The following is a 22,066-nucleotide window of genomic DNA, read 5'->3' as shown; positions in this document are numbered from 1 at the left end:
GAGGACCCGTTCCGTCCGGCCCGTGATCACACCGTTCGCTGCCGTCGTCCGTACCCCTCTGTTTCCACTCGAGAATCCGGAAGACGACGGATAACGTCGCTGACAACAGGAGTGAGTCGGCCTCGCAACTCAGGATCGATACCGACCTGCGGCCAGTGCGATACTGCCGCCAGCGATGCCGGCGACGCCGGCGAGTTTGTCGTTCGACTCGAGGCTGGACACGGGACCAGCGGGTGTCGTCGTCGCTGACTCCGGCTGTGTGTCTGCCAGCTGGCTCGAGGCTGACGGCGGAACGATCATGCCCCCGAGAAGGTTGTCGACGGCCAGCCTGACGTGGCCGAGCCACGGGATCCGGTACTGTGCTTTGCCGGTGACCCACTCGGGTTTGACGACGGTGGTGTCGGCACCGCCACCGGTCTGATCGTAGCCGGGATTGTCGTCACCTTTCGTGACGAAGCCGGCGTGTGGAGCGGGGCAGTTGGGGACTTCTTCACAGGTCGCGTCGCCGACGAGGCGCTCACTGGCTTTCGTCTCGACCCAGCGTTCGCCGCCGTCGACCCAGAAGTGTGCCCGATGGATCACTGGTGTCGCCACGGGGTTGCCGTTCGGCCTGAAGACGATGACGTCGCCGGGATTGCCGAACTTGGTGTAGTCTGCCTCCTGGCCGCGCTCGAGGGTGACGACGCCGGTGTCCTCGATCGCGTTATCGCCGGCGAACCGTCCTTCCTCGACGACGAAGATGAGATCTCCCCTGTGCATATTGGGTTCCATACTGCCGCTCTCGACGGCGACGAGTGGCGGCCAGATCCCACTGACGCCAAACAGGAGGAGCGCAACGGCAGCGACGATCGCGACGCTGCTCAAGATATCCCGTGTCACCATGACGGTCTCGTCGTTCGTCTCGAGGAACCAGCGGATGACTCCGTCGTCTTCGATCGTCACGTCGTTGGAATCAGACGCGGTCGGTGAGGGGTCCGGTGACGGCGTCTGGGGACTGCCGGCGTGTTCATCCGACCGGTCGCGGTCGTCATCGCCGGAATCGCCAGGTGATGTCCCGGAGTTAGAGCCGCTCATCGTCACCCGTTTCACCGGGCGCGAAAATCAACCTTCTGTTCGCACAGGCTATGGATTACGTGTCTCGCCGGCCGTCCCATACCAGATGAGCGCGAACACGCTGGCGACGGTGGCGACGATGATCGGACCGGTGCCGACGACCGAACGGATCGAATCGACTGCCAGTCGAAGCTCGCCGATCCACGGGACCCGAACCACCGCCTTGCCGGTGACCCACTCGGCGCTGACGACGGTCGTCTTCGCACCCGACCGCGGGAGCTGATCGTAGGCCGGATTGGCGTCGCCTTTCGTGATAAAACCATCGTGGGGCGCTGGACACGACGCGAGGTCGGCACAGGTTGCGCCGTTTAAATACGCGGGATCGGCCTTCGTTTTGACCCATCGTTCACCCTGTTCGACCCGAAACTGGGCGCGGTGGATCGTCGGCGTCTTCGTCGGATCGCCGTTCGGCAGGAAGATGATGACGTCACCTGGTTTCCCGAACCGTTGGTAGCCGCTGTCGTGGCCGTGCTGGGCGGTGACGATGTTCGTTTCCGCGACGGCACTATCGCCGGCGAACCGCTCCTCGTCGACGATGAAAACGAGATCTCCTTGCTCGATGTTGGGTTCCATACTGCCACTCTCGACGGCGACGAGCGGCGGCCAGGCACCGCCGATCCCGACCAGTAGGCTGCCACTGATCGCCACGATCGCGACGATCGTCACGACGTCTCGAACCGCGGTGCCAACTCGAGTGTCCGTCTCGAGCAGCCAGCGGCCGAGCCCAACGTCTGCGATCGTCTCCGCATCGCTGCGTGTTCGAGATCGTGCATCGGCATCCTGTTCGCGGTCGTCCGACTCCAGTGTCGGGTCTCTATCCCGTCTCGAGGTAGCTCCGAGACGGTCGGACCGATCGGGGTCAGACTCACCGGTGTCGGAACCGTCCATTGGCGTTCGATTTCGCCGACCTCGGTATCAACTTTCCGGCACTCTCGTTACGTCTCTCTGCCATGTGACCTGGGTTCGAGTGTGCGTGGCAATGCGCTCGCTGATTCGCTATCCTTTTTGTGCCCCTCGAGAATGCGAGATGTGTGCCACTCGAGGCCGCCGCCCGACTCGTGAGCGAACTCACGAGCCGTGGCTACAACGCCGAGCGCGAGGCGGTCACGCGGCTCACGGCGACCGACGACCCACATGCGGCGCTCGAGCGTGTCCTCGAGGACGTTCCGGATGACGCGCTAGTCGTCCGGGCCGAACACGTGGAGACAGCGCTTGCGACCGACGCTGGCGGGGTGACTCGATCCGACGATCCCGCGACGGGTACACCGACCGAGTCGCCCCCCTCTGTTTCAAGTGGAACTAACTCGACACGAGAACGCAATTCTTCCGATCGATCTCCAGTCGAAACGGAGGGGTCTGTACCCGCCGAGCGATCCGCCGATCCCGCGATGCGCTCGATCGAGATCGCCGGCGATATGACCGGCGAGAGCACGGGGACCGGTGAGTACAGCGACTTCGTCTCCGTCTTTCGGGATCGGCTCGATCGACTCGGCGCGAAACTTCGGAGTCGGGTCAATCACCGCCCGGCGACGGCCATTCAGTCGATGCCCGGCGGCAGCGAGGCCGCGATGGTCGGACTGGTCAACGACATCCGCTCGACTGCCAGCGGCCACTGGCTGATCGAACTCGAGGATGCGACTGGGACTTTCCCGTGGCTCGTGATGAAAGACCGCGAGTACGTCGACCTCGTCGACGAGTTGCTCCACGACGAGGTGTTGGCGATGGAAGGAACCTTAGCGGACGACTCGGGGATCGCGTTCGTCGACTCGATGTACTTCCCCGATGTGCCCCGAACCTACGAGCCCTCGACTGCGGATCGCCACGTGCAGGCGGCGCTGATCAGCGACGTCCACGTCGGCAGCCAGGAGTTCATGGAAGACGCCTGGAATGCGTTTGCCGACTGGCTGCACACCGATCAGGCCCAGCACGTCGAGTACATGCTGTTAGCTGGCGATATGGTCGAAGGCGTCGGTGTCTACCCCGATCAGGACGAGGAACTCGACATCGTCGACATCTACGAGCAGTACGAAGCGTTCAGCGAACACCTGAAGAAAGTGCCCGGCGACATCGAGATCGTCATGATCCCCGGCAACCACGACGCGGTCCGCCTCGCGGAACCTCAGCCGGGATTCGACGAGGAACTCCGGGAGATCATGGCCGCCCACGACCCCCAGATCGTGAGTAATCCGTCGACAGTGACGCTCGAGGGCGTCTCCGTGCTGATGTACCACGGCGTCTCGCTGGACGAAGTCATCGCGGAACTCCCTGAAGAAAAGGCCAGCTACGACGACCCGCACAAGGCGATGTACCACCTGCTCAAGAAGCGCCACGTCGCGCCCCAGTTCGGGGGCCACACGCGGCTGGCGCCCGAGGAGAAAGACTACCTCGTGATGGAGGAGGTCCCCGACATTTTCCACACCGGTCACGTCCACAAACTCGGTTTCGGGAAGTACCACAACGTCCTCGCGATCAACTCCGGCTGCTGGCAGGCCCAGACGGACTTCCAGAAGAGCGTCAACATCGATCCCGACGCCGGCTTCGCGCCGATCGTCGATCTCGATACGCTCGATGTGACCGTCCAGAAATTCAGCTAGTGTGATTGCGCTCACTGTCAGCGGTACAGCTATTGACCGCGACCGCGTTAGCGACTGACGTCCGATCGATATGTCATCTCCTGACAACAGTCTCTCCGCGGAGACCAACGAAACCGCGTTTCGACCCGCGATCGACGCCCACACACATCTGTTTCCCGAACGGCTCGCCGCCGCGATCCGACGCTCGCTCAGTGCCGAGGCTGACTGGGAGTTTTCACATCCCGTGACTCGGCCAGCGATCGAAGACGCCCTTCAGGCTGCAGGCGTCGCTGCTCACGTCGCGCTTCCCTACGCCCACGAGGCCGACCTCGCACGGGAACTCAATACGTGGCTCTGCGAGCAGGCTGCCTCGTCGGATATGTTGATCCCGTTCGCAACCGTTCATCCCGACGACGAAGATGTCGCGGCCATCGTCCGTGACGCGTTCGAGGCGGGCGCTCGCGGCCTGAAAATTCACTGCCCGGTCCAGAAGTGCCGCCCCGCGGATTCGCGCCTCGAGCCCGCCCTCGAGGTCGTCGCGGAGTACGACCGCCCGGTCACCTACCACGGGGGGACGGCACCGATGTTCGAGGACAACGCCTACGTCGGCTTCGACGCTTTCGCCGAACTGGTGGGTTCCTATCCGGACCTTCGGGTCTGCTGTGCGCACATGGGGGCCTACGAGGTCGAGGCGTTTGTCGACCTCGCACGTGACCACGACTCGGTCTATCTCGATACGACGTTCGCGATGTCGACATCGGCCCCGGAGACGATGGGGTTCGATCCGTCTTCGATCGCCGATGAGACGTTCGTCGAACTCTCCGAGTCGATCATGTACGGCTCGGACTTCCCGAACATTCCGTATCCCTATCGCAACGAGCGGGCCGGCCTCCTCGCTCGTGACCTGCCACAGGAGACGATGCGGGATCTCTTCTCTCGGACGGCGATCGACTATCTCAGGCTCGAGTCTGACCCGGCGCTCGGAGATGTATCGGAGCCGGTAGACGATGGCTGACGTGGGTCAGTTGGGACTGTAGCTTGCGGGCTCGAGTCGAAATCGGACGGTCGGCGCGCCGTCGAACCGCGGGCCACGACCGCGGCGTTCGAAGCCGAGTTCGTCGGCAGCGCGCTCGATCGCGGTGGCGTCCTGTGCTGCGAGCACTTCGACGGCCATCGACTCGCGTTCGGCAAAGCGCACCGGTTCGGCCAGTAGCCGCTTGCAGGCGTCGCCCGTACCGTCGAGTTGCGTGACATGGACGGTGTCTTCGCGCGCGTCGAAGCTAATGAAGCCAAGCAGGTCCTCTGGATCCGAGCCGTCGTACTGTGTGTTCGAGATATCCGCGTTCGGATCGTGACTGCCGTCCTCTGCGACGCGCACCGTGCGGTCGTGGACGAGATTTCGCATCACGTCCGTCGGTGAGTCGGCAATCGACGCGAGCGCGTCAGCATCGGCCTCGAGTGCGTCACGTACGTTCATCGACGTATGGTAATGCTGCGCACAACAGTGAATGTTACCCCGCCCAATTGACGACGACATGCCGGCTTTCGTCTCACATTTTGGCAGCGGACGGACCGTGACCGGGGTGGCAATCGGCGGTTTCGAGACTCGATCGTCGACAATTGGACGGATGGTAAAAACGGGCGCGATGGGACACAGTTATCTGCCCGCTCTGGTAACGACTCGAGTATGAGTCACAGCATCGCAATGTGGGCCGTCTGTGAGGTGGCAGCATGCGCGTCGTAGCCAAGTTCGGCGGAACGAGTCTCGGCAGCGGGGATCGGATCAACCGCGCCGCGGACTCGGTTGCTGCTGCCGTCGAAGACGGCCACGAGATCGCTGTCGTCGCCAGCGCGATGGGGTCGACGACCGACGAACTGCTCGACGAGATCACCTTCGAGACCGACGATGCCGACCGCGCCCAGATCGTCAGTATGGGCGAGCGGACGTCGGTCCGGATGCTCAAGGCCGCGCTGTCGGCTCGCGGGATCGACGCGACCTTCCTCGAACCCGGCAGCGAGGAGTGGCCGATCATCACCGACGAGTACGGTGAGGTCGACGTCGAGGAGACCCAACGGCGCGCCAAAGAGGTCGCCGCAGAGATGGACGGGACTGTGCCCGTCATCACTGGCTTCCTCGCAGAAGGCCCCGACGGTTCTATCACGACGCTCGGTCGCGGTGGCAGTGACACCACGGCGGTCATGATGGGCAAGTACATGGACGCCGACGAGGTTGTCATCGTCACCGACGTCGAAGGCGTCATGACCGGCGACCCGAACGTCGTCGAAGGAGCCCGCAACGTCGGCGAAATCTCCGTCGACGAACTCCGGAACCTCTCGTTCCGCGGGGCCGAAGTCGTCGCGCCGTCCGCGCTCTCGTACAAAGACGGCGGCCTCGACGTCCGCGTCGTCCACTACCAGCACGGCGATCTGCTTTCGGGTGGCACAAGCATCGAAGGCGAGTTCAAGAACCTCGTCGACCTGCGCGAGCGACCGCTGGCCTGTCTGACCGTCGCCGGTCGCGCGATCCGCAACCAGCCCGGGATCTTCAACCACCTCTCGAACTCGCTCGCCGAAAGCGAGATCAACATCGACGCCGTCGCCAGCGGGATGGACACCGTCACGTTCTATCTCGACGAGGAGGAGGCCGAACGCGCCGAGAACATCCTCCACCGCGAAGTCATCGCGCGTGACGAACTCTCGAGTGTCACCGTCGACTCGCCGGTCGCCGTCGTCCGCGTCACCGGCGGCGAACTCCCCAACCAGCCGGGAATCATCAGCGAGATCGTCAACCCCCTCGCCGAGGCTCGGATCCAGCTCAACGACATCATCACCAGCGCGACCAGCGTCGCGCTCTTCGTCGACTGGGACGACCGCGAGGAGACCCTCGAGCTCACTCAGGACCTGTTCTAAGCGGGCCGTTTGCGGTTGGCCCGCGGTTCTCGATTACTGATCGATTTCTCGATGTGATGGTCATATCGACGAACGTATTCACCCCGTAATCCAGCGGTAGCGCGTTCGTAACGAAGGGTAGATGTGGTAACACTGCAGCCATGAGTACCGAACCGACAGTAACGGAGGTCTTCGCGGAGATCGACCCCGATCCGGACGCGATCCTTGCAGCCCACGACGCGGACGATCCCGACGCGCTGCTCGCGAGTGGCGGCGAGCACGATCCGAGCACCGACGAGGCGGTCGACGCCGACGACGTGACGGCGGCGGTCGTCTTCGCGGACCTGCAGGCGGCCGCACGCGAGGTGACGGGAGACGCGACCGACCGGTGTGACGACTGCGCTCGCGATGACGGATCTGACCTCGAACTCGTCGGCCCAGGGCCGACCGAGACGAGAATCCCGTCGGACGCGTTCGGAGTCGAGTCCGACACCGACGATGCGACGGCCGACTTCTGCTGGATCGGGACCGAGACTGCCGACAGGCGACGCTGACCCGGTCGGCTCGCCCGCCCGAGCCGTACAACTGCCAAACCCGCCCACTAGCGGACGGAGTTGCACCCCAGCCGTCGAGTTGGTCCGACGGCACCCGGTTTTTCTCACTCGATTTGAACTGGTCTGCCGTCGTGGGGATCGATATGGTCGCGTACAAATCGAAGATGGTCGAACGGATCACCCTCCCCTCGCGAGACCAGCGAGAACAGGCCCTCGAGGCGGCCGGCTACAACGTCTTCAATCTCGACGCCGAGGCGGTGTTCATCGACCTGCTCACCGACAGCGGGACGGGCGCGATGAGCGACGCTCAGTGGGCCGCGCTGATCAGGGGTGACGAGGCCTACGCGGGGTCGCGCAGTTTCGACAGGCTCGAGTCGGCCGTCGCGGACGTGATGGGGTTCGACCACGTCGTGCCGGCCCACCAGGGACGCGGCGCCGAGAACGTCCTCTACGGCACCGTGCTCTCGGCGGGTGACGTCGCGCTCAACAACACGCACTTCGATACGACCCGCGCTCACGTCGCGAATCAGGACGCCGATCCGGTCGACTGCCCAGTGCCGGACGCACACGACCCCGACGCGGACGCGCCGTTCAAGGGGAACTTCTCGCTCGAGCGGGCCCGGTCGGTCGTCGACGAGGTCGGCGCCGAGCGGGTGCCACTCGTGATCCAGACGATCACGAACAACTCCGCGGCGGGTCAGCCAGTCAGCGTCGCGAACACCCGTCGCGTTCGCGAGTTCGCCGACGAGATCGGCGCGACGTTCGTGATCGACGCCTGCCGGTTCGCGGAGAACGCCTACTTCGTCACACAGCGGGAAGCCGAGTTCGCGTCGGCGACGGTCGCCGAGGTGGCTCGCGAGCAACTCGGCTACGCTGACGCGGTCGTCATGAGCGGCAAGAAAGACGGGCTGGCGAACGTCGGCGGCTTCGTCGCGACCGACGACGAGTCGCTGTTCGAGCAGTGCAAACAGCGGGCGATCCTCTACGAGGGGTTTCCCACCTACGGTGGGATGGCCGGCCGCGACGTCGCCGCGCTGGCCGTCGGCCTGCGCGAGGCCGTCGAGGAGTCGTACCTCGAGGACCGGATCGCGAGCGTTCGCGACCTCGGCTCGCGGCTCGCCGAGGTCGGCATCCCGGTCTACACGCCGACGAGCGGCCACGCGGTCTATCTCGACGCCGGGGCCGCGTTCCCACACGTGCCCGACGACGAGTTTCCGGGGCAGGCGCTGGTCTGCGAACTCTACCGCGAAGGTGGGGTCCGGGGGGTCGAACTCGGAAGCTTCGCCTTCCCCGAAACCGACCGGCCCGAACTCGTCCGGCTCGCGGTTCCGCGTCGCACCTACCACCGCGAGCACTTCGACCACGTCGTCGAGACTGCCGCAGCCGTCCTCGAAGATCGCCGCGACGTGGCCGGATTCGAGATCGTCTCCAATCCCTCGATGCCGGAACTTCGGCACTTCACGGCGCGCCTCGAGCCGTGTCCGGCCTAAGCCGAACGCCGAATTACAGGCTCGCGAGAACGCCGCGGGCGCGGTCTCGCAGCGTCGGTTCCGGTTCGGGCTCCGACTGGCTGAGTTGCCGTTTTGCGACCGAGCGCACTCCACGTCGTGCGGACTCCGAACGCATCGCAGCTGCCGCCCAGTCGGGGAGCTGTGACTCGAGTTCCTGTCGTTTCTGGGCTTTCAGCTTGCCGAACTGACGTAGTGCCAGGCCGATGCCCAGAAACAGGCCAGCGTCGAGCAATTCACGGCGGAACCGTTTTCGATCGTTGCGGACCGCGATCGCTTTCACCAGCGAGAGCGCACCGATCGCCAGATAGACCTTTGAACTCTTCGACGGGTCGCCGCTGAGAATCCCTTGGAGCGCCATGCGGCGGTGGCTACCACGTTCTTGCTGATAAAGGTCTGCCGGCAGGGGACGGGACCCTGTCGCGGTCGTAGTTAGGCGCGGTCGATCGTGACGAGACCCCGGTAACGTTGCTCGTCGATCGGCTCGATCGAAAACCCAAGGCGCTCGTAGAACGGGCGGACGCCGTCGTCGAACCGTGCCGTGAGCCGCCCTTCGCGCTCGAGGGCGGTCTCGATCAGTGCCCGACCGAGACCCTGGTCTCGATGGCGACGCCGGACGCCGATCGCACCGACGTGCGCCCCGCGCTCGTCCGCAAGCGGCTCGAGGACGACCGTGCCGAGGATTCGTTCGGCGCTGCTCTCACGCGCCGGCATCCCGTGGTGATCACCCGCGACGAAGATGTCGCCGGCATCGATCCGACCCTCGATGTCGCCGGGCTCGAGCATCGCGGCGTCGAGGATGCGCCGGATCTCGAGGGCGTCGTCGGGCGTAGCGGTGCGGACGAACACGGATTACCCACCCTTGATCAAGCGCAACACCGTTACGTGCTCGCTCTCGACCGGCTGGTCCTCGGGGACTGGACGACCGTCGACGAGGACGCTCACCTCGTGAGGGCTCAGCTCGACTGCCCGAAGGAGATCGGCGTACGTCGGCGTCGCCTCCGCAGCGCGGTCGTCGGGCCGATCGGACGCGTCGGCGGCCACCGCCTCGAGCTCGAGTTCGTAGGTGTCCTCGCCTTTGACGTCGACGGTGACGTGCATACGCCGCGTTACGACGCGACGGCCTTGAGCACGTCGCTCCGGTGGTGTGGTATCAGTCCGCCCTCGACTCGGCTGGGCCGGTGTTGGCTCGTCGGTGGCCGTACAGCGCTCGTGTGATCGCGCCGAGTCCGAGCAGGAGGACGAGCAGGGTGACCAGATCACCGACGATCGGCACCAGGGTGAGTGCAGCGCCGACCAAGAGGCCGACGATGAGTGCAAGCCAGCGGTTGCCGAGGCCGACCAGCGAGAGGATCCACGAGGCGACGGCGAAGAACCCATAGACGGTCCCGATCCACAGCAGCAAGGCGAAGACCAGGATGCCGATGACCGACAGCGGAATGCCAATGATGGTGATCGCAAGCGCAATCAGCAGGATCGGGACGCCGACGAACACCCCCAGTCCGACCAGGCCGGAGCGCAGCGGCCCCGTCGCGACGCGGTCGGCGACGCGACCGGAAAATCGCGGGAACAGCGCGAGCAGTATCGCACCGAGTACGAGGTTCACCGCGAAGGCGTAGGCAGCGAACAGCCACGACGCGAACGGCTGGACTGCCGGCGCGACATCGACCCCAAGCGAGGGGTCTTCCTCGATGTTGCCCGCAACCGCGTCGGTGTTCCCCTCGAGGTCGCCGCCGTAGCGGAGATCGCCCGTGATCGTCGCGGTCTCGCCCAGTCGGATCGTCTCGGCCCCGATCTCGGCGTCGTCCTCGATGGCCCCGTCGATGACGACGGTGCCGGCACCGGCGGTGAACGTGCCGTTGACAGTCCCGTTTTCGGCTACCGTCACGCTCCCTGCGCCGACATCGACGTCGCCGGCGACGGTGCCGGCGATCGTGACACTTCCCGCGCCGCCCTCGAGGTTCCCGTCGACCTGGCCGGTCTCCTCGATTCGAATGTCGCCACCCGCGGCACTGACGTCGCCGGTGACGGTCCCGCGAACGACGACGGTGCCGCCGACGGCCTGTAGCTCGTCGACCGTCTCCCCTTCCTCGACGACGACCGTCCCGCCGGCCTGGGGGGCGGACTGGGCGGCGACCGTCGCCGGGACGGTGCCGATGACGACGACGGCAATCAGCAACGCGACGACGAACTGTGGCCTTCGGTTCTCCCCTCGTCCCATGTCGTCTCGTTCGACGAGCACAACCAAAAACATGTTATGCAGATATCAAGATCGATGTCGGTTTCGGAGCCAGTGACGGTCGACAGCCCCCGTTGGCGCTGGCGCGCTCGAGGGACAGTCGTGTCAACAATCGGATCGATCGCCTCCGTTGGGCGGTTCGCGACGCGAGACTGGCCTTCGGGCGATTTATTTTCCGTCCCGCTCTGTTGCCGGTATGAGCGAGGCCGAGGCCGACGCCGAGGCGGCGGGGCCCACCCCCGGGAAGACGGAAGTCTGGATCGAGAAGTACCGGCCGGAGCGACTCGACGAGATCAAAGGCCACGAGAACATCGTCCCACGGCTCAAACGCTACGTCGAGCAGGACGACCTCCCGCATCTCATGTTCGCGGGACCCGCCGGCACCGGCAAGACCACCGCAGCGCAGGCCATCGCCCGCGAGGTCTACGACGACGACTGGCGCGAGAACTTCCTCGAACTCAACGCCTCCGACCAGCGAGGGATCGACGTCGTCCGCGACCGCATCAAGGACTTCGCGCGCTCGAGTTTCGGCGGCTACGACCACCGCATCATCTTCTTAGACGAGGCCGACGCACTCACCTCCGACGCCCAGTCGGCCCTGCGCCGGACGATGGAGCAGTTCTCGAGCAATACCCGGTTTATCCTCTCGTGTAACTACTCGAGTCAGATCATCGACCCCATCCAGTCGCGGTGTGCGGTCTTCCGATTCACCGAACTCGGTGAAGGCGCTATCGAGGCGCAGGTTCGCGAGATCGCCGCCACCGAAGACATCGCGGTGACCGACGACGGTGTCGACGCGCTGGTCTATGCGGCCGACGGCGACATGCGCAAGGCGATCAATGCACTACAAGCTGCAGCCGTCATGGGCGAAACCGTCGACGAGGAGACCGTCTTCGCGATCACCGCCACCGCCCGCCCCGAGGAGGTCGAGGCGATGGTCGAGTACGCCATCGACGGCGACTTCACCGCCGCCCGTGCCGCCCTGGAGGACCTGCTGACCGACCGCGGACTCGCCGGCGGCGACGTCATCGACCAACTGCACCGCTCCGCGTGGGAGTTCGATATCCCCGAGCAGGCGACTGTCCGGCTGCTCGAGCGCCTGGGCGAAGTCGACTACCGGATCACCGAGGGTGCCAACGAGCGCCTGCAACTCGAGGCGATGCTGGCGTCGCTGGCGCTCGAGGACGAGGCCTAAATTTCGTCGAGCGCCCGCTCGCCGTCGGCGACACCGCGACACACGACGGCGATTCGTCCCTCGTTTTCGACGACATCGACGCGCCAGCCGTGCGCGTCGGCAATGCGCTCGACCGTCTCGAGGTCGCCGTCGGCCCCGTCGAGCACAGCCGAGTGGCTGGCGACCGGTTCCGCCGCGTCTGGCTCCGTCTCGAGAGCGGCAGTTGCCTCGGTGTCCGCGTCCCGATCGTACTGTGTGAGATAGAAGCCATCGTCAGTCACGTCGACGATGACGGCCGGGACTGGGCCGTCGGCAGCGACGACGAGCCGAAACAGACACTCGAACAACTCCCGCAACCGGACCTTGTCGGCCGCGAGGACGCGATCGGTCGCGTTCTGCGTGACGAGCCGTGTGTCGCCGGTGTCGACGCCGATCCAGGCCCGCCGTGCGATGTCGTGGACGCCGACGGGCTCGCGCTCGACGAGTGCGTCTCGCTCGGCGATCGCGGCCACTCGCTCGAGTCGCTCCGTGACGCGCTCCTGTGCGTCCGCGACGGTCGCGACGTGGTCGTCGGCACCGGTGTCGACAGCGAGGTCGAGATAGCTGCGTGCGACGTTCAGCGGCGGCCACACCTCGTCGTCGAGTAGGTCCCTGATCGCCTCGAGTCGCGCGTCGGCAGCGGCCCGCGCTCGTCTGCTGCGGTGCAGTTCGGTCACGTCGTGGTAGACGAACACTCCGGCTGCGTCGTCGTCCGTGGCAGTCTCACCGGTCGCGGTCGCCTCGAGCGGGACCAGCGTCACCCGGAACTCGCGGACGCCGTCGCCGGTGTCGTGGCGGCGGTCGAACTGGCGGCGTTCGCCAGCCTGTAACGCCTCGCGCAGCGTCGTCCGTCGGTGCTCGAGGTCGGACGGGACGAGCCACTCGTCGACCGGGTCGCCGACGAGCTCGTCGGGATCCGTGCCGAAGATGTCGGCGACGGCGTCGGTGGCCGCTCGCACGACGGGCTCGCCGTCCTCGCGTTCGTACCACAGGGCAGGGACCGGGAGCGCCGCGACGGTCGTTTGGAGCCGGTCGTGGTCCGGTTGACAGCGCGTTTCGTCACGACAGACCCACTCGATCTCGTCCGCGAGGTGGACCATGGCGTCGTCGGTGTCCCGACGGACGTAGCCATCGATGCCGTCGGTCGACCGCGCGGCCCCCGGCGTGAACGAGCCGTCGGCAAAGAGGACGACCGGCGTCGACCCACAGGCCGCGACGACCTCGAGCAGGTTCGCGCCCGCTGCCGTCGTCGGCGTCTCGGCGAAGACGACGCAGTCGACCGCGGGCGCCCAGTTTTCGACCCGCTCGATCGTCGTCGCTGGGCGGACGGACCGACCGGGACCTGGCCCAGCTTCGACGGTCTCGAGGCGCTCGGCGCCGTCGCTGGCCGTCGCCTCGCTGGCGGCGACGTAGAGGATCGGTCGCGGTCGCGTGGTCGCGGTCGGCTGTGTCATGCGGTGGGCCAGTCGATACTCCATACGCGTTCCCGATCTCCCTTAAAAATTTACTGGCCGACTCGAGGCCGATACCGGGCCGCCACTGTGGCTGTCGGATGACAGTTCGTGCTGGCGCTCGCGGTTCGACCCCTTCGCCTCCAACGGCGCCTCACGTTCGATCGCTGCCCGTCCCGTGGTCACTGCGAGTCTGACTGTCGTCGGCGGGATGGCGACCGGTTTCGGCTCGGCCACGGTTGCGGAACTGTTTTACGCGCTGCACGGGCAATAGACGCGTAATGAGCGAACTAGAGGAGGAGTACCGCCTCGAGTACTTCGAGGAGGAAGGATTCGAGCGCAAGGAGTGCCCGAAATGTGGCGCTCACTTCTGGACGCGCGACCACGACAGGGAGACCTGTGGTGAGCCGCCGTGCGAGGAGTACGGCTTCATCGACAACTCGGGGTTCGACGACGAGTACAGCCTCGAGGAGATGCGCGAGACCTTTCTCTCCTACTTCGAGGATCACGAGCACGAACGCATCGATCCCTACCCGGTCGCGGCGAACCGCTGGCGCGACGACGTCCTGTTGACCCAGGCGTCGATCTACGACTTCCAGCCGCTGGTCACAAGCGGCGAGACGCCACCGCCGGCGAACCCACTGACGGTCTCCCAGCCGTGCATCCGGATGCAGGACATCGACAACGTTGGCAAGACGGGCCGGCACACGATGGCCTTCGAGATGATGGCCCACCACGCGTTCAACACGCGCGAGGACGTCGACGAAGACGAGTACGCATACCACGGCGAGGTCTACTGGAAGGACCGGACCGTCGAACTCTGTGACGGCTTCTTCGACTCGCTGGGTGTCGATCTCGAGGAGGTCATCTACATCGAGGACCCGTGGGTCGGCGGCGGCAACGCCGGGCCCGCCATCGAGGTCATCTATCGGGGCGTCGAACTCGCGACGCTCGTCTTCATGTCGATGGAGCAAGACCCTGACGGCGAGTACGAGATGAAAGACGGCAACCGCTACAGCCCGATGGATACCTACATCGTCGACACCGGCTACGGGCTCGAGCGGTGGACCTGGGTCTCCCAGGGGACGCCGACCGTCTACGAGGCGGTCTACCCCGACATGATCGCCTTCCTCAAAGAGAACGCCGACCTCGAACACACCGACGAGGAGGAGGACCTGATCTATCGCGCAGCGAAGCTCGCGGGCCACATGGACATCGACGAGGCCGAGGACATGGAGACCGCCCGCGGCGAGATCGCGGCCGAACTCGACGTCGACCCCGCAGAACTCGAGGCGCTGATGGAGCCTCTCGAGGACATCTACGCGATCGCCGACCACTGCCGGACACTGGCCTATATGCTGGGCGACGGCATCGTCCCTTCGAACGTCGGGACTGGCTATCTCACGCGGATGGTCCTCCGACGTACGAAACGGCTCTGTGACACCGCCGGCGTCGACGCGCCGCTGGACGAACTCGTCGACATGCAGGCCGAACGCCTCGAGTACGAGAACCGCGATACGATCCGCGACATCGTCCGTACCGAGGTCGAAAAGTATCGCGAGACGCTCGAGCGCGGCGGTCGACGGGTCGAGACGATGGCCGAGGAGTACGCCGACAAGGGCGAACCGATCCCGACCGAGGAGCTAATCGAACTCTACGACTCACACGGGCTCCAGCCCGATATGGTCGAAGAGATCGCCGCAGAAGCGGGTGCCGAGGTCGACGTGCCCGACGACTTCTACAGTCTCGTCGCGAAGCGCCACGACACGCCCGAAGCTGTCACCGGGGCCGACGAGGGCGAAGACAAACGCTTCGAGGACCTGCCGGAGACGGAAAAACTCTACTACGACGACCAGCAGCGCACGCAGTTCGAGGCGGTCGTCCTCGACGTCTTCGAGCGTGAGGAGGGCTACGATGTCGTCCTCGATCAGACGATGTTCTACCCCGAAGGCGGTGGCCAGCCTGCTGACACGGGGACGCTCTCGACCGACGACACGAGCGTCGAAGTCGAAGACGTCCAGATCGAGGACGGCGTCATCCTCCACCGGACCGACGAGAACCCCGGCAAGGGCGAACTGGTCAACGGCCAGATCGATGGCGGCCGTCGCCGGCAGCTGATGCGCCATCACACGGCGACCCACATCGTCATCCACGCCACACGGCAGGTGCTCGGTGAGCACATCCGCCAGGCCGGTGCCCAGAAAGGCGTCGAGAGCTCCCGGATCGACGTCCGCCACTATGACCGCATCAGCCGCGAGGACGTCAAGCGAATCGAGGACCGCGCCAACGAGATCGTCATGGACAACACGTCGGTCACCCAGGAGTGGCCCGACCGCCACGACGCCGAAGCCGAACACGGCTTCGACCTCTACCAGGGAGGCATCCCGCCGGGCGAGCAGATCCGGCTGATCCACGTCGACGAGGACACGCAGGCCTGCGGTGGCACCCACGTCGCCCGCACCGGCGACATCGGCGCGATCAAGATTCTCAACACCGAACGCGTCCAGGACGGCGTCGAACGGATCACCTTCGCCGCCGGCGAGGCCGCCATTGAGGCGACCCAGGCAAAAGAGGACGCCCTCTACGAGGCCGCCGAGATCCTCGACGTTTCGCCCGAGGCGGTCCCCGACACCGCCGAACGGTTCTTCGAGGAGTGGAAGGACCGCGGCAAACAGATCGATGACCTGAAAGAACAGCTCGCCGAAGCCCGCGCCGGTGGCGGTGGCAGCGGCGAGGAAGTCGACGTCGGCGACGCGACGGCTGTCATCGACCGGATCGACGCCGACATGGACGAACTGCGTGCGACCGCCAACGCCCTCGCCGAAGACGGCAAGATCGCCGTCCTCGGCAGCGGTGCCAGCGGTGCCCAGTTCGTCGTCGCCGTCCCCGACGACGTCGGCGTCAACGCCGGCGAAGTCGTCGGCGAACTCGCTTCGAAGGTCGGCGGCGGCGGCGGTGGCCCGGCGGACTTCGCACAGGGCGGCGGCCCCAACGTCGACGATCTCGACGGGGCGCTCGAGGACGCCCCTGAGGTCCTGCGTCAGATCCTGAACGCCTGAGCGGGCGTGATCCGGCGCACGACCGTCGCTCGAGTCGAAACCCACCCCTTCTTTCGGACCCCGTCCCGACGATTCATCCATGCCGACTGCATCGAACGGATCAGTCTCACTGTACTACGACCGCGCGGGCGAGGGCGAGCCCGTCGTTTTCGTCCCCGAGGCCGGCCTCGGCGGCTGGCTGTGGGGCTGGCAACACGCCGCCATCGCCGGCCCCTACGAGGCCGTCGTCTGGGATCTTCGGGGAACCGGCCGGTCGGACGCGCCGTCAGGGCCCTACAGCCTCGAGACCCTCGTTGCCGACCTCGAGGCAGTGCTCGCCGACTGCGACCTCCGCAACGCCCACCTCGTGGGCTGTGGTCTCGGCGGCGCGATCGCACTCGAGGCGGCCCGGACATCGAGTCGCGTCGCGACGCTGACGCTGTTTGGCACTGCCGCGCGCGGGGACGCGTTCGACCTCGAGCCGTTGTTCGCGCCGCCGGACGACCCCGACGCGCTTCGCCGGTCGCTCGAGGCGGGGCTCTCCGACGACTTTCTGAAGGCCCAGCCCGACGTGCGCGACGGCATCGTCGACTGGCGGGCCGACGGTGACGCGGACCGCGCGGGCTGGGAGGCACAGGTCGCAGCGCTCGCGGACTTCGACGCGAGCGACTGGCTCGTCGAGGTAACCCAGCCGACGCGGGTGTTCTACGGCGAGGCTGACGAACTGGTGTCGCCTGCAGCCGGACAGGAGCTAGCCCAGGGGCTTCCCCGCGGCGAGTTCCGCGAACTCGAGGGAACGGGCCATCTCTGCTTTATCGAGCGCTCGCGGACGGTCAACGATCTGTTGCTCGGGTTTCTCGAGGAACACACCGACGACGAGTAACGACGGCTCGAACAGCAGTCACTGGTCGCTCGCCGTTTCGTCTCGTGTCGTCAGGGGTCGTGCTTGCGACAGCCCTCCACCCCACCCTACTACGTACTCGAACGTGGGAGTCTCTGACGTGACACTCTCGCTGGCTCGATGGGCCGAGCAGTTCCCGAATCGGACGGCGGTCGTCGACATCTCCGAGCGGCGGCTCCACGTTCCTGCGGAGACAATCAACGAGGATCGGGTCTCCTACGAAGAGCTCTCGACGATCGCAATGCGGACGACAGAGCGACTTTCGGCGCTGGATGTCGGCCCCGGGGAGACGGTCTGTCTCGTCACGCGAAACCGAATCGTCTCACTTGCGCTGTTTTTCGCCTGCCGGCGACTCGGCGCCACGTTCGCACCGATCTCACACCTGTTGACGCCGGCCTCGGTCACGCGACCGTTCGAGACGCTCGAGCCCGACCTCGTCGTGTTCGAGGCGGCCCAGCGCGATCTCGTGCGATCGATTCCCTTCGACCGGTCGGTGACGCTCGAGGAACTGGCCGGCACGGACCGCGAGTCTTTCGACGCCGACGAGCAGGGAACGGCGGCGACGCCAGCGCTTGCTCTCCACGGTGGGGCGGGACAGCCCGTCGCCGGCTACACCGCCGAGACGATCGAACGAAACTGCACCACGAGCGTCTCGGTCTGGGGGCTCGCTGCGAACGATGTCGTCCCGCTCACCACGCCGCTATCGACCCCCGAGAGCCTCGTTCGCGTCGCGCTGTCGGTGCTGTCCGTCGGTGGGACGCTCTTGCTCGACCGAGCGTTCACCCCTGATGACGTCGTCACCGCGATCGACGACGAAGGCGCGACGCTGTTGCCCGGTCGAGAAGCAGTGCTTCGCGATATCGCGGCTGAACCCGGTTTCGATGCCGCCGCTGAGTCGCTCGAGCGTGTGCTCTGTGACGCGCCGGTCGCTGCGGATGTCGTCGCGGCCTACCGCGACCGTGATGTTCCGGTCGCGCGAGTCTACGGTCGTCTCGAGTGTCCGACTGCCCTCAGCCAGCGGTTCGATGTCGATCGTGCCGGGGCTGACGGCGACGGGACAGGTGTCGGTCGTCCGGTACCGAACTGTCGGGCTCGGCTGGTCGACCGCGAGGGGTCGGTCCTCGAGGGTGACGCGACCGGTCGACTCGAACTTGCGGGGCCGGTAGTCTCCGACGGCTACGTGACTGAATCCGCAGCATTCGACCGCGACGAGTCCGCTGATACCGACGATCACAGTCGGTTCGTCGATGGCTGGTTCCACACCGGCGATCGAGTCCATCGCGACGCGAACGGCACCTATCATCTGCGATGAGTTACAGCGAACCGATCGTGATCGGCGGTCGCTCGCTCGACTCGAGGACGGTCTCCAGTCGGACTGTCGTCGATCACGGCAACGCCGGCACTGGACACAAGACCTATTTTCACCGCGTTGCCACTAGACGGTAATGGGAAACCCCCGAATCGTCGTTCTGAACGCTGCACATCAGGACGAGAACACGACACGAAACTTCCGGCGTGAACTCGATGCCTCGCTTTCTGAGTTCGACGCCACTGACGGCACGGTTCCCACCGGGTTTGATTACGACGGTGCTGTGGTCACCGGTTCCCGGTCGTCGGTCTACTGGGACGAGGAGTGGATACAGTCCGTCAAGGAGTGGGTCGACGAGGCGATCGAGCATGGTGTCCCCTTCCTCGGGGTCTGCTGGGGCCATCAGCTATTAGCTGATGTCCTCGGGGGAACCGTCGACGACATGGGCGTCTACGAGGTCGGCTACAGCGAGATCGAACACACCGGCGACTCGCGGCTGTTCGCGGGCATCGACGAGACCTTTACCGCCTTCACGAGCCACTCCGATGCAGTCACGACACTCCCGCCCGGTGCCGTGCCCCTCGCTGAAAACGAGTACTCGAACCACGGCTTCCGCAAGGACCGGGTCTTCGGCGTCCAGTTCCACCCCGAGTACGACAGCAAGACCGCCAGGGACCTCGTCCTCCGGAAAGACCTCTCCGAGGACCGCCGCGAGTCGATCCTCGCCGAGATCACCGAAGAGAACTATCAGCAGTCGTGCGAGGCGAAACTCGTCTTCGAGAACTTCCTCGAGTTCGTCCGCGAAGTGCAGACCGGAAACGCTGCATCCGAGGCCGAAAGTCACGCCGCGGCGACTCGAGCCAGCGGCTCTGACTGAATCGTTCGACACCTCACGCATCGATCACGCTCGAATCACGCCCTGAAAACGGAGTTGGAGCGACGACCGCGAAAACCGAGTCGTAGTTAGTCCGCGGCGACGTCGACCGTCGCTTCGTCGGTCTTGCCGATCGCTTCGACAATGAGTTCAGCGACATCGACGATTTCGATCTCGTCCTCGTAGCCGCCAGTCTTGCGACCGTCTTCGTACATCGTCATGCACATCGGGCAGGCGACGACGAACTTCTCGACGCCGCTGCCGGCGTCGGTGTCCTCGAGTGCCTCGCGAATGCGTTCCTCGCTGGGTTTGGGCTCTTCCTCGAAGTCCATCCAGAGGCCGCCACCGCCGCCGCCACAGCAGAACGAATTGGCGCGGTTGCGCGGCATCTCGTCAAGTGTACAACCCGTTGCCTTGATGAGTTCGCGGGGAGCTTCGTACTCGTCGTTGTACCGGCCGAGGTGACAGGGGTCGTGGTAGGTGACCGTGTAGTCGAGTTCCGTCCCCGACAGCTCGAGGTGGCCCTCGGAGACGAGTTCTTCGACGGCTTGGGTCCAGTGGAGGACATCGATCTCGCCGTCGGCGTTCCACTGCTCGTCGTACTCGAAGGGCATCATCGGGTCGTCGGCGAACTCCTCGAAGTCGACCTCGGGATACTCGTTTTTGAAGGTGTTGTAGGAGTGGGGGTCCGTACAGACGATTTTGTCGAACTCGCAGTCCTCCCAGGTCTCGACGTGATGGCCGGCGAGTTCGATGTAGAGGAACTCCTCGCCGACGCGGCGGATGTCGTTGCCGTCGAATTTCTCGTCGTCGAAGAGGATGCCGAAGCTGACGTCGGCTTCCTTGAGAATGGTCGCCAGCGAGCGCGCGACCTGCTTGTTACGCTCGTCGTAGCTCGGGAAGTCACCGACGTACCAGAGGTAGTCGACTTCTTCCTCGCGAGCGTCGGCCACGTCGAACTCGAGTTCCTCGGTCCAGTCGCCGCGATTGCGGGGTGAGTCACCGAAGGTGTTGCCGTTTTGCATGACGTTCTGGAAGACGTCCTGCATGCTCGAGTCGATGTCACCCTGGTCGGTGAGCTGGCGGTTGAGCCGGGTAAAGCTCTTGAGATGTTCGATTTCGACGGGACAGGCGTCCATACAGGCCATACAGGCCATACAGGACTCCATCGTCTCGGCGTTGATCACCGAAGTGCCGCCGTCGGCGACGATCGGCTGTTCCTCGCCGCCGGCGTCGAGATCCTCGCGATAGGATTTCAGGTCGAGGATGACGTTACGCGGATCCAGCGGGCGGTCAGAGGCTTTGGCGGGACAGACCGACGAACACCGGCCACACTTGGTACAGGCGTCCTGGTCCAGCAACTCTTTCCAGGTGAAGTCGTCGATGGATTCGGCGTTGGTCGCGTCCAGATCCGAGGGGACGTTGGGAAGACGCTTACCCGCCTTCTCGTCACGGGTGACGACGTTGGCGAACGACGAGAGCATGTGGAACGGCTTGGCGTAGGGGATCCACGCGATGAAGAAGAAGGCGATCAACGAGTGGGTCCACCACGCAAGCCAGTGGAGGTTCTCGACGTTGAATCCGGCCCCGTTGAGCCCGGCCTGGGCGGGGCCCAGCGTCGGGAGGCCGAGTGCGTCGAAGCCAAGCGCCATCCCGTAGGCGACGAAGCTGACGACCTCGTGGTCGGGAATCCCGGCGCTGTAGACGCGCAGTCCCTCCAGCAGGAAGCCACCGATGCCGAGGGCGAACAGCGTCCAGATGAACAGATCGTCCTCAGCGGAGGTGTGGCGATCCCAGAGACGGTGGTTGCGGACCCAGTAGCGGCGATAGAGGGCCATGCCGATGCCGACGACGAACAACAGCCCCATGGCGTCGACGATGAACTGGTAGGCGAGATAGAAGTCACCGTTCCAGAACGAGAGACCGAGGAGTTTCTGTGCGCCGTACTCTTCGACCATCAGGATCGAGGTCGCGATAAACAGCGTCAGAAAGCCCCAGAGAATAAACGAGTGCATCAACCCGCCGTAGAGGTCTCTGTTGAACTGCTTCTCGTTCGAGAGGACGATCTTCGCCGCGTTCGCGACGCGACGTTGCAGCTCGTCGAGCCGAGAGAACGAATCACCGTCACCCTGCGTGTACCGAGCGAACCGCTGGTAGACACCGTAGGTGAAGACGGCAACCGTAACGAACGCAAGGAGGTAAAACACCGCGTACTCGACGCTGGTAATCCCCCAGTACGTCTCCCTTGCAACGTCTGCCTGTGCTAACGTATTCATGCACAATGAGGTGGTGGGCTGTGACTTAATTCTTGTCACACTGCACCGAGGTACACCCCGATGCAGTCTTGCGAAAATTATACCATTATTTTTAGTTTATAATTGTGGTTCGCATTCGAACGCCTTCG

At 65.1% G+C, this 22,066-nt stretch carries 19 protein-coding genes; 10 read left to right on the top strand and 9 right to left on the bottom strand.

Going from position 1 to position 22,066, the window contains the following annotated elements; translation table 11 throughout:
- Positions 1–129: 129 nt before the first annotated feature.
- Both ACERI1_RS06665 and ACERI1_RS06660 read right to left on the bottom strand, forming a co-directional pair.
- Positions 130–1,074 carry a S26 family signal peptidase gene (locus tag ACERI1_RS06665; protein WP_373617295.1) on the bottom strand — a complete coding sequence of 315 codons (945 nt, stop codon included), beginning with the start codon at positions 1,072–1,074 and terminating at the stop codon, positions 130–132.
- A gap of 48 nt (positions 1,075–1,122) precedes the next feature.
- Positions 1,123–2,001, bottom strand: a complete 879-nt coding sequence (locus ACERI1_RS06660) for a S26 family signal peptidase (RefSeq protein ID WP_373617294.1) — start codon at positions 1,999–2,001, stop codon at positions 1,123–1,125.
- A 143-nt stretch (positions 2,002–2,144) separates the two neighbouring features.
- Here ACERI1_RS06660 and ACERI1_RS06655 point away from each other — a divergent pair, with 143 nt between their 5' ends.
- Positions 2,145–3,707 (top strand): DNA-directed DNA polymerase II small subunit, encoded by a 1,563-nt coding sequence (locus ACERI1_RS06655; protein WP_373617292.1) that lies wholly within the window; start codon positions 2,145–2,147, stop codon positions 3,705–3,707.
- 70 nt (positions 3,708–3,777) lie between these two features.
- On the top strand, positions 3,778–4,701 hold the full coding sequence (locus tag ACERI1_RS06650; RefSeq protein ID WP_373617291.1) for an amidohydrolase family protein: 924 nt from the start codon (positions 3,778–3,780) through the stop codon (positions 4,699–4,701).
- A 6-nt stretch (positions 4,702–4,707) separates the two neighbouring features.
- Here ACERI1_RS06650 and ACERI1_RS06645 read toward each other — a convergent pair whose 3' ends face one another.
- Positions 4,708–5,163 (bottom strand): hypothetical protein, encoded by a 456-nt coding sequence (locus ACERI1_RS06645; RefSeq protein WP_373617290.1) that lies wholly within the window; start codon positions 5,161–5,163, stop codon positions 4,708–4,710.
- Between the two features lie 254 nt (positions 5,164–5,417).
- Between ACERI1_RS06645 and ACERI1_RS06640 the strand changes: the two genes are divergently transcribed.
- The 3 genes from ACERI1_RS06640 to ACERI1_RS06630 all read left to right on the top strand — a co-directional run bounded on the left by ACERI1_RS06640 (position 5,418) and on the right by ACERI1_RS06630 (position 8,619).
- Positions 5,418–6,596 carry an aspartate kinase gene (locus tag ACERI1_RS06640; protein WP_373617289.1) on the top strand — a complete coding sequence of 393 codons (1,179 nt, stop codon included), beginning with the start codon at positions 5,418–5,420 and terminating at the stop codon, positions 6,594–6,596.
- Positions 6,597–6,736: 140 nt separating this feature from the next.
- Positions 6,737–7,129, top strand: a complete 393-nt coding sequence (locus ACERI1_RS06635) for a hypothetical protein (protein WP_373617287.1) — start codon at positions 6,737–6,739, stop codon at positions 7,127–7,129.
- A 143-nt stretch (positions 7,130–7,272) separates the two neighbouring features.
- Entirely contained in the window at positions 7,273–8,619 is a 1,347-nt protein-coding gene (locus ACERI1_RS06630) for a tryptophanase (RefSeq protein WP_373617286.1), read from the top strand.
- Positions 8,620–8,632: 13 nt separating this feature from the next.
- Here the strand turns inward: ACERI1_RS06630 and ACERI1_RS06625 are convergent, their stop codons facing one another.
- From ACERI1_RS06625 to ACERI1_RS06610, 4 genes are all read right to left on the bottom strand, one after another.
- Complete coding sequence (locus ACERI1_RS06625) at positions 8,633–8,998, bottom strand: hypothetical protein (protein WP_373617285.1); 366 nt, start codon at positions 8,996–8,998, stop codon at positions 8,633–8,635.
- A gap of 71 nt (positions 8,999–9,069) precedes the next feature.
- Entirely contained in the window at positions 9,070–9,486 is a 417-nt protein-coding gene (locus ACERI1_RS06620; RefSeq protein ID WP_373617284.1) for a GNAT family N-acetyltransferase, read from the bottom strand.
- Between the two features lie 3 nt (positions 9,487–9,489).
- Positions 9,490–9,738 (bottom strand): ubiquitin-like small modifier protein 2, encoded by a 249-nt coding sequence (locus tag ACERI1_RS06615; RefSeq protein WP_373617283.1) that lies wholly within the window; start codon positions 9,736–9,738, stop codon positions 9,490–9,492.
- A gap of 52 nt (positions 9,739–9,790) precedes the next feature.
- Positions 9,791–10,858 (bottom strand): polymer-forming cytoskeletal protein, encoded by a 1,068-nt coding sequence (locus ACERI1_RS06610; protein ID WP_373617282.1) that lies wholly within the window; start codon positions 10,856–10,858, stop codon positions 9,791–9,793.
- Between the two features lie 214 nt (positions 10,859–11,072).
- Between ACERI1_RS06610 and ACERI1_RS06605 the strand changes: the two genes are divergently transcribed.
- Complete coding sequence (locus ACERI1_RS06605) at positions 11,073–12,071, top strand: replication factor C small subunit (protein ID WP_373617281.1); 999 nt, start codon at positions 11,073–11,075, stop codon at positions 12,069–12,071.
- Here ACERI1_RS06605 and ACERI1_RS06600 read toward each other — a convergent pair.
- The gene (locus tag ACERI1_RS06600) at positions 12,068–13,567 is read right to left on the bottom strand and encodes a PAS domain-containing protein (RefSeq protein ID WP_373617280.1); all 1,500 of its coding nucleotides are present in this window, start codon (positions 13,565–13,567) and stop codon (positions 12,068–12,070) included. The two genes, ACERI1_RS06605 and ACERI1_RS06600, sit on opposite strands and share 4 nt — an antisense overlap.
- Positions 13,568–13,821: 254 nt before the next feature.
- Here ACERI1_RS06600 and alaS point away from each other — a divergent pair, with 254 nt between their 5' ends.
- From alaS to ACERI1_RS06580, 4 genes are all read left to right on the top strand, one after another.
- The gene (gene alaS, locus ACERI1_RS06595) at positions 13,822–16,599 is read left to right on the top strand and encodes an alanine--tRNA ligase (protein WP_373617279.1); all 2,778 of its coding nucleotides are present in this window, start codon (positions 13,822–13,824) and stop codon (positions 16,597–16,599) included.
- Positions 16,600–16,678: 79 nt separating this feature from the next.
- A complete protein-coding gene (locus ACERI1_RS06590) occupies positions 16,679–17,461 on the top strand; it encodes an alpha/beta fold hydrolase (protein WP_373617278.1) in 783 nt (260 codons plus the stop codon).
- A 103-nt stretch (positions 17,462–17,564) separates the two neighbouring features.
- On the top strand, positions 17,565–18,791 hold the full coding sequence (locus ACERI1_RS06585; RefSeq protein WP_373617277.1) for an AMP-binding protein: 1,227 nt from the start codon (positions 17,565–17,567) through the stop codon (positions 18,789–18,791).
- 133 nt (positions 18,792–18,924) lie between these two features.
- Complete coding sequence (locus tag ACERI1_RS06580; RefSeq protein WP_373617276.1) at positions 18,925–19,665, top strand: type 1 glutamine amidotransferase; 741 nt, start codon at positions 18,925–18,927, stop codon at positions 19,663–19,665.
- An 86-nt stretch (positions 19,666–19,751) separates the two neighbouring features.
- Here the strand turns inward: ACERI1_RS06580 and ACERI1_RS06575 are convergent, their stop codons facing one another.
- Positions 19,752–21,938 (bottom strand): heterodisulfide reductase-related iron-sulfur binding cluster, encoded by a 2,187-nt coding sequence (locus ACERI1_RS06575; protein ID WP_373617275.1) that lies wholly within the window; start codon positions 21,936–21,938, stop codon positions 19,752–19,754.
- Positions 21,939–22,066: the final 128 nt, after the last annotated feature.

The sequence above is a fragment of the Natrinema sp. HArc-T2 genome (genome assembly GCF_041821085.1).
Classification (GTDB): Archaea; Halobacteriota; Halobacteria; order Halobacteriales; family Natrialbaceae; genus Natrinema.
This window is presented reverse-complemented; position numbering and strand designations above follow the sequence as displayed.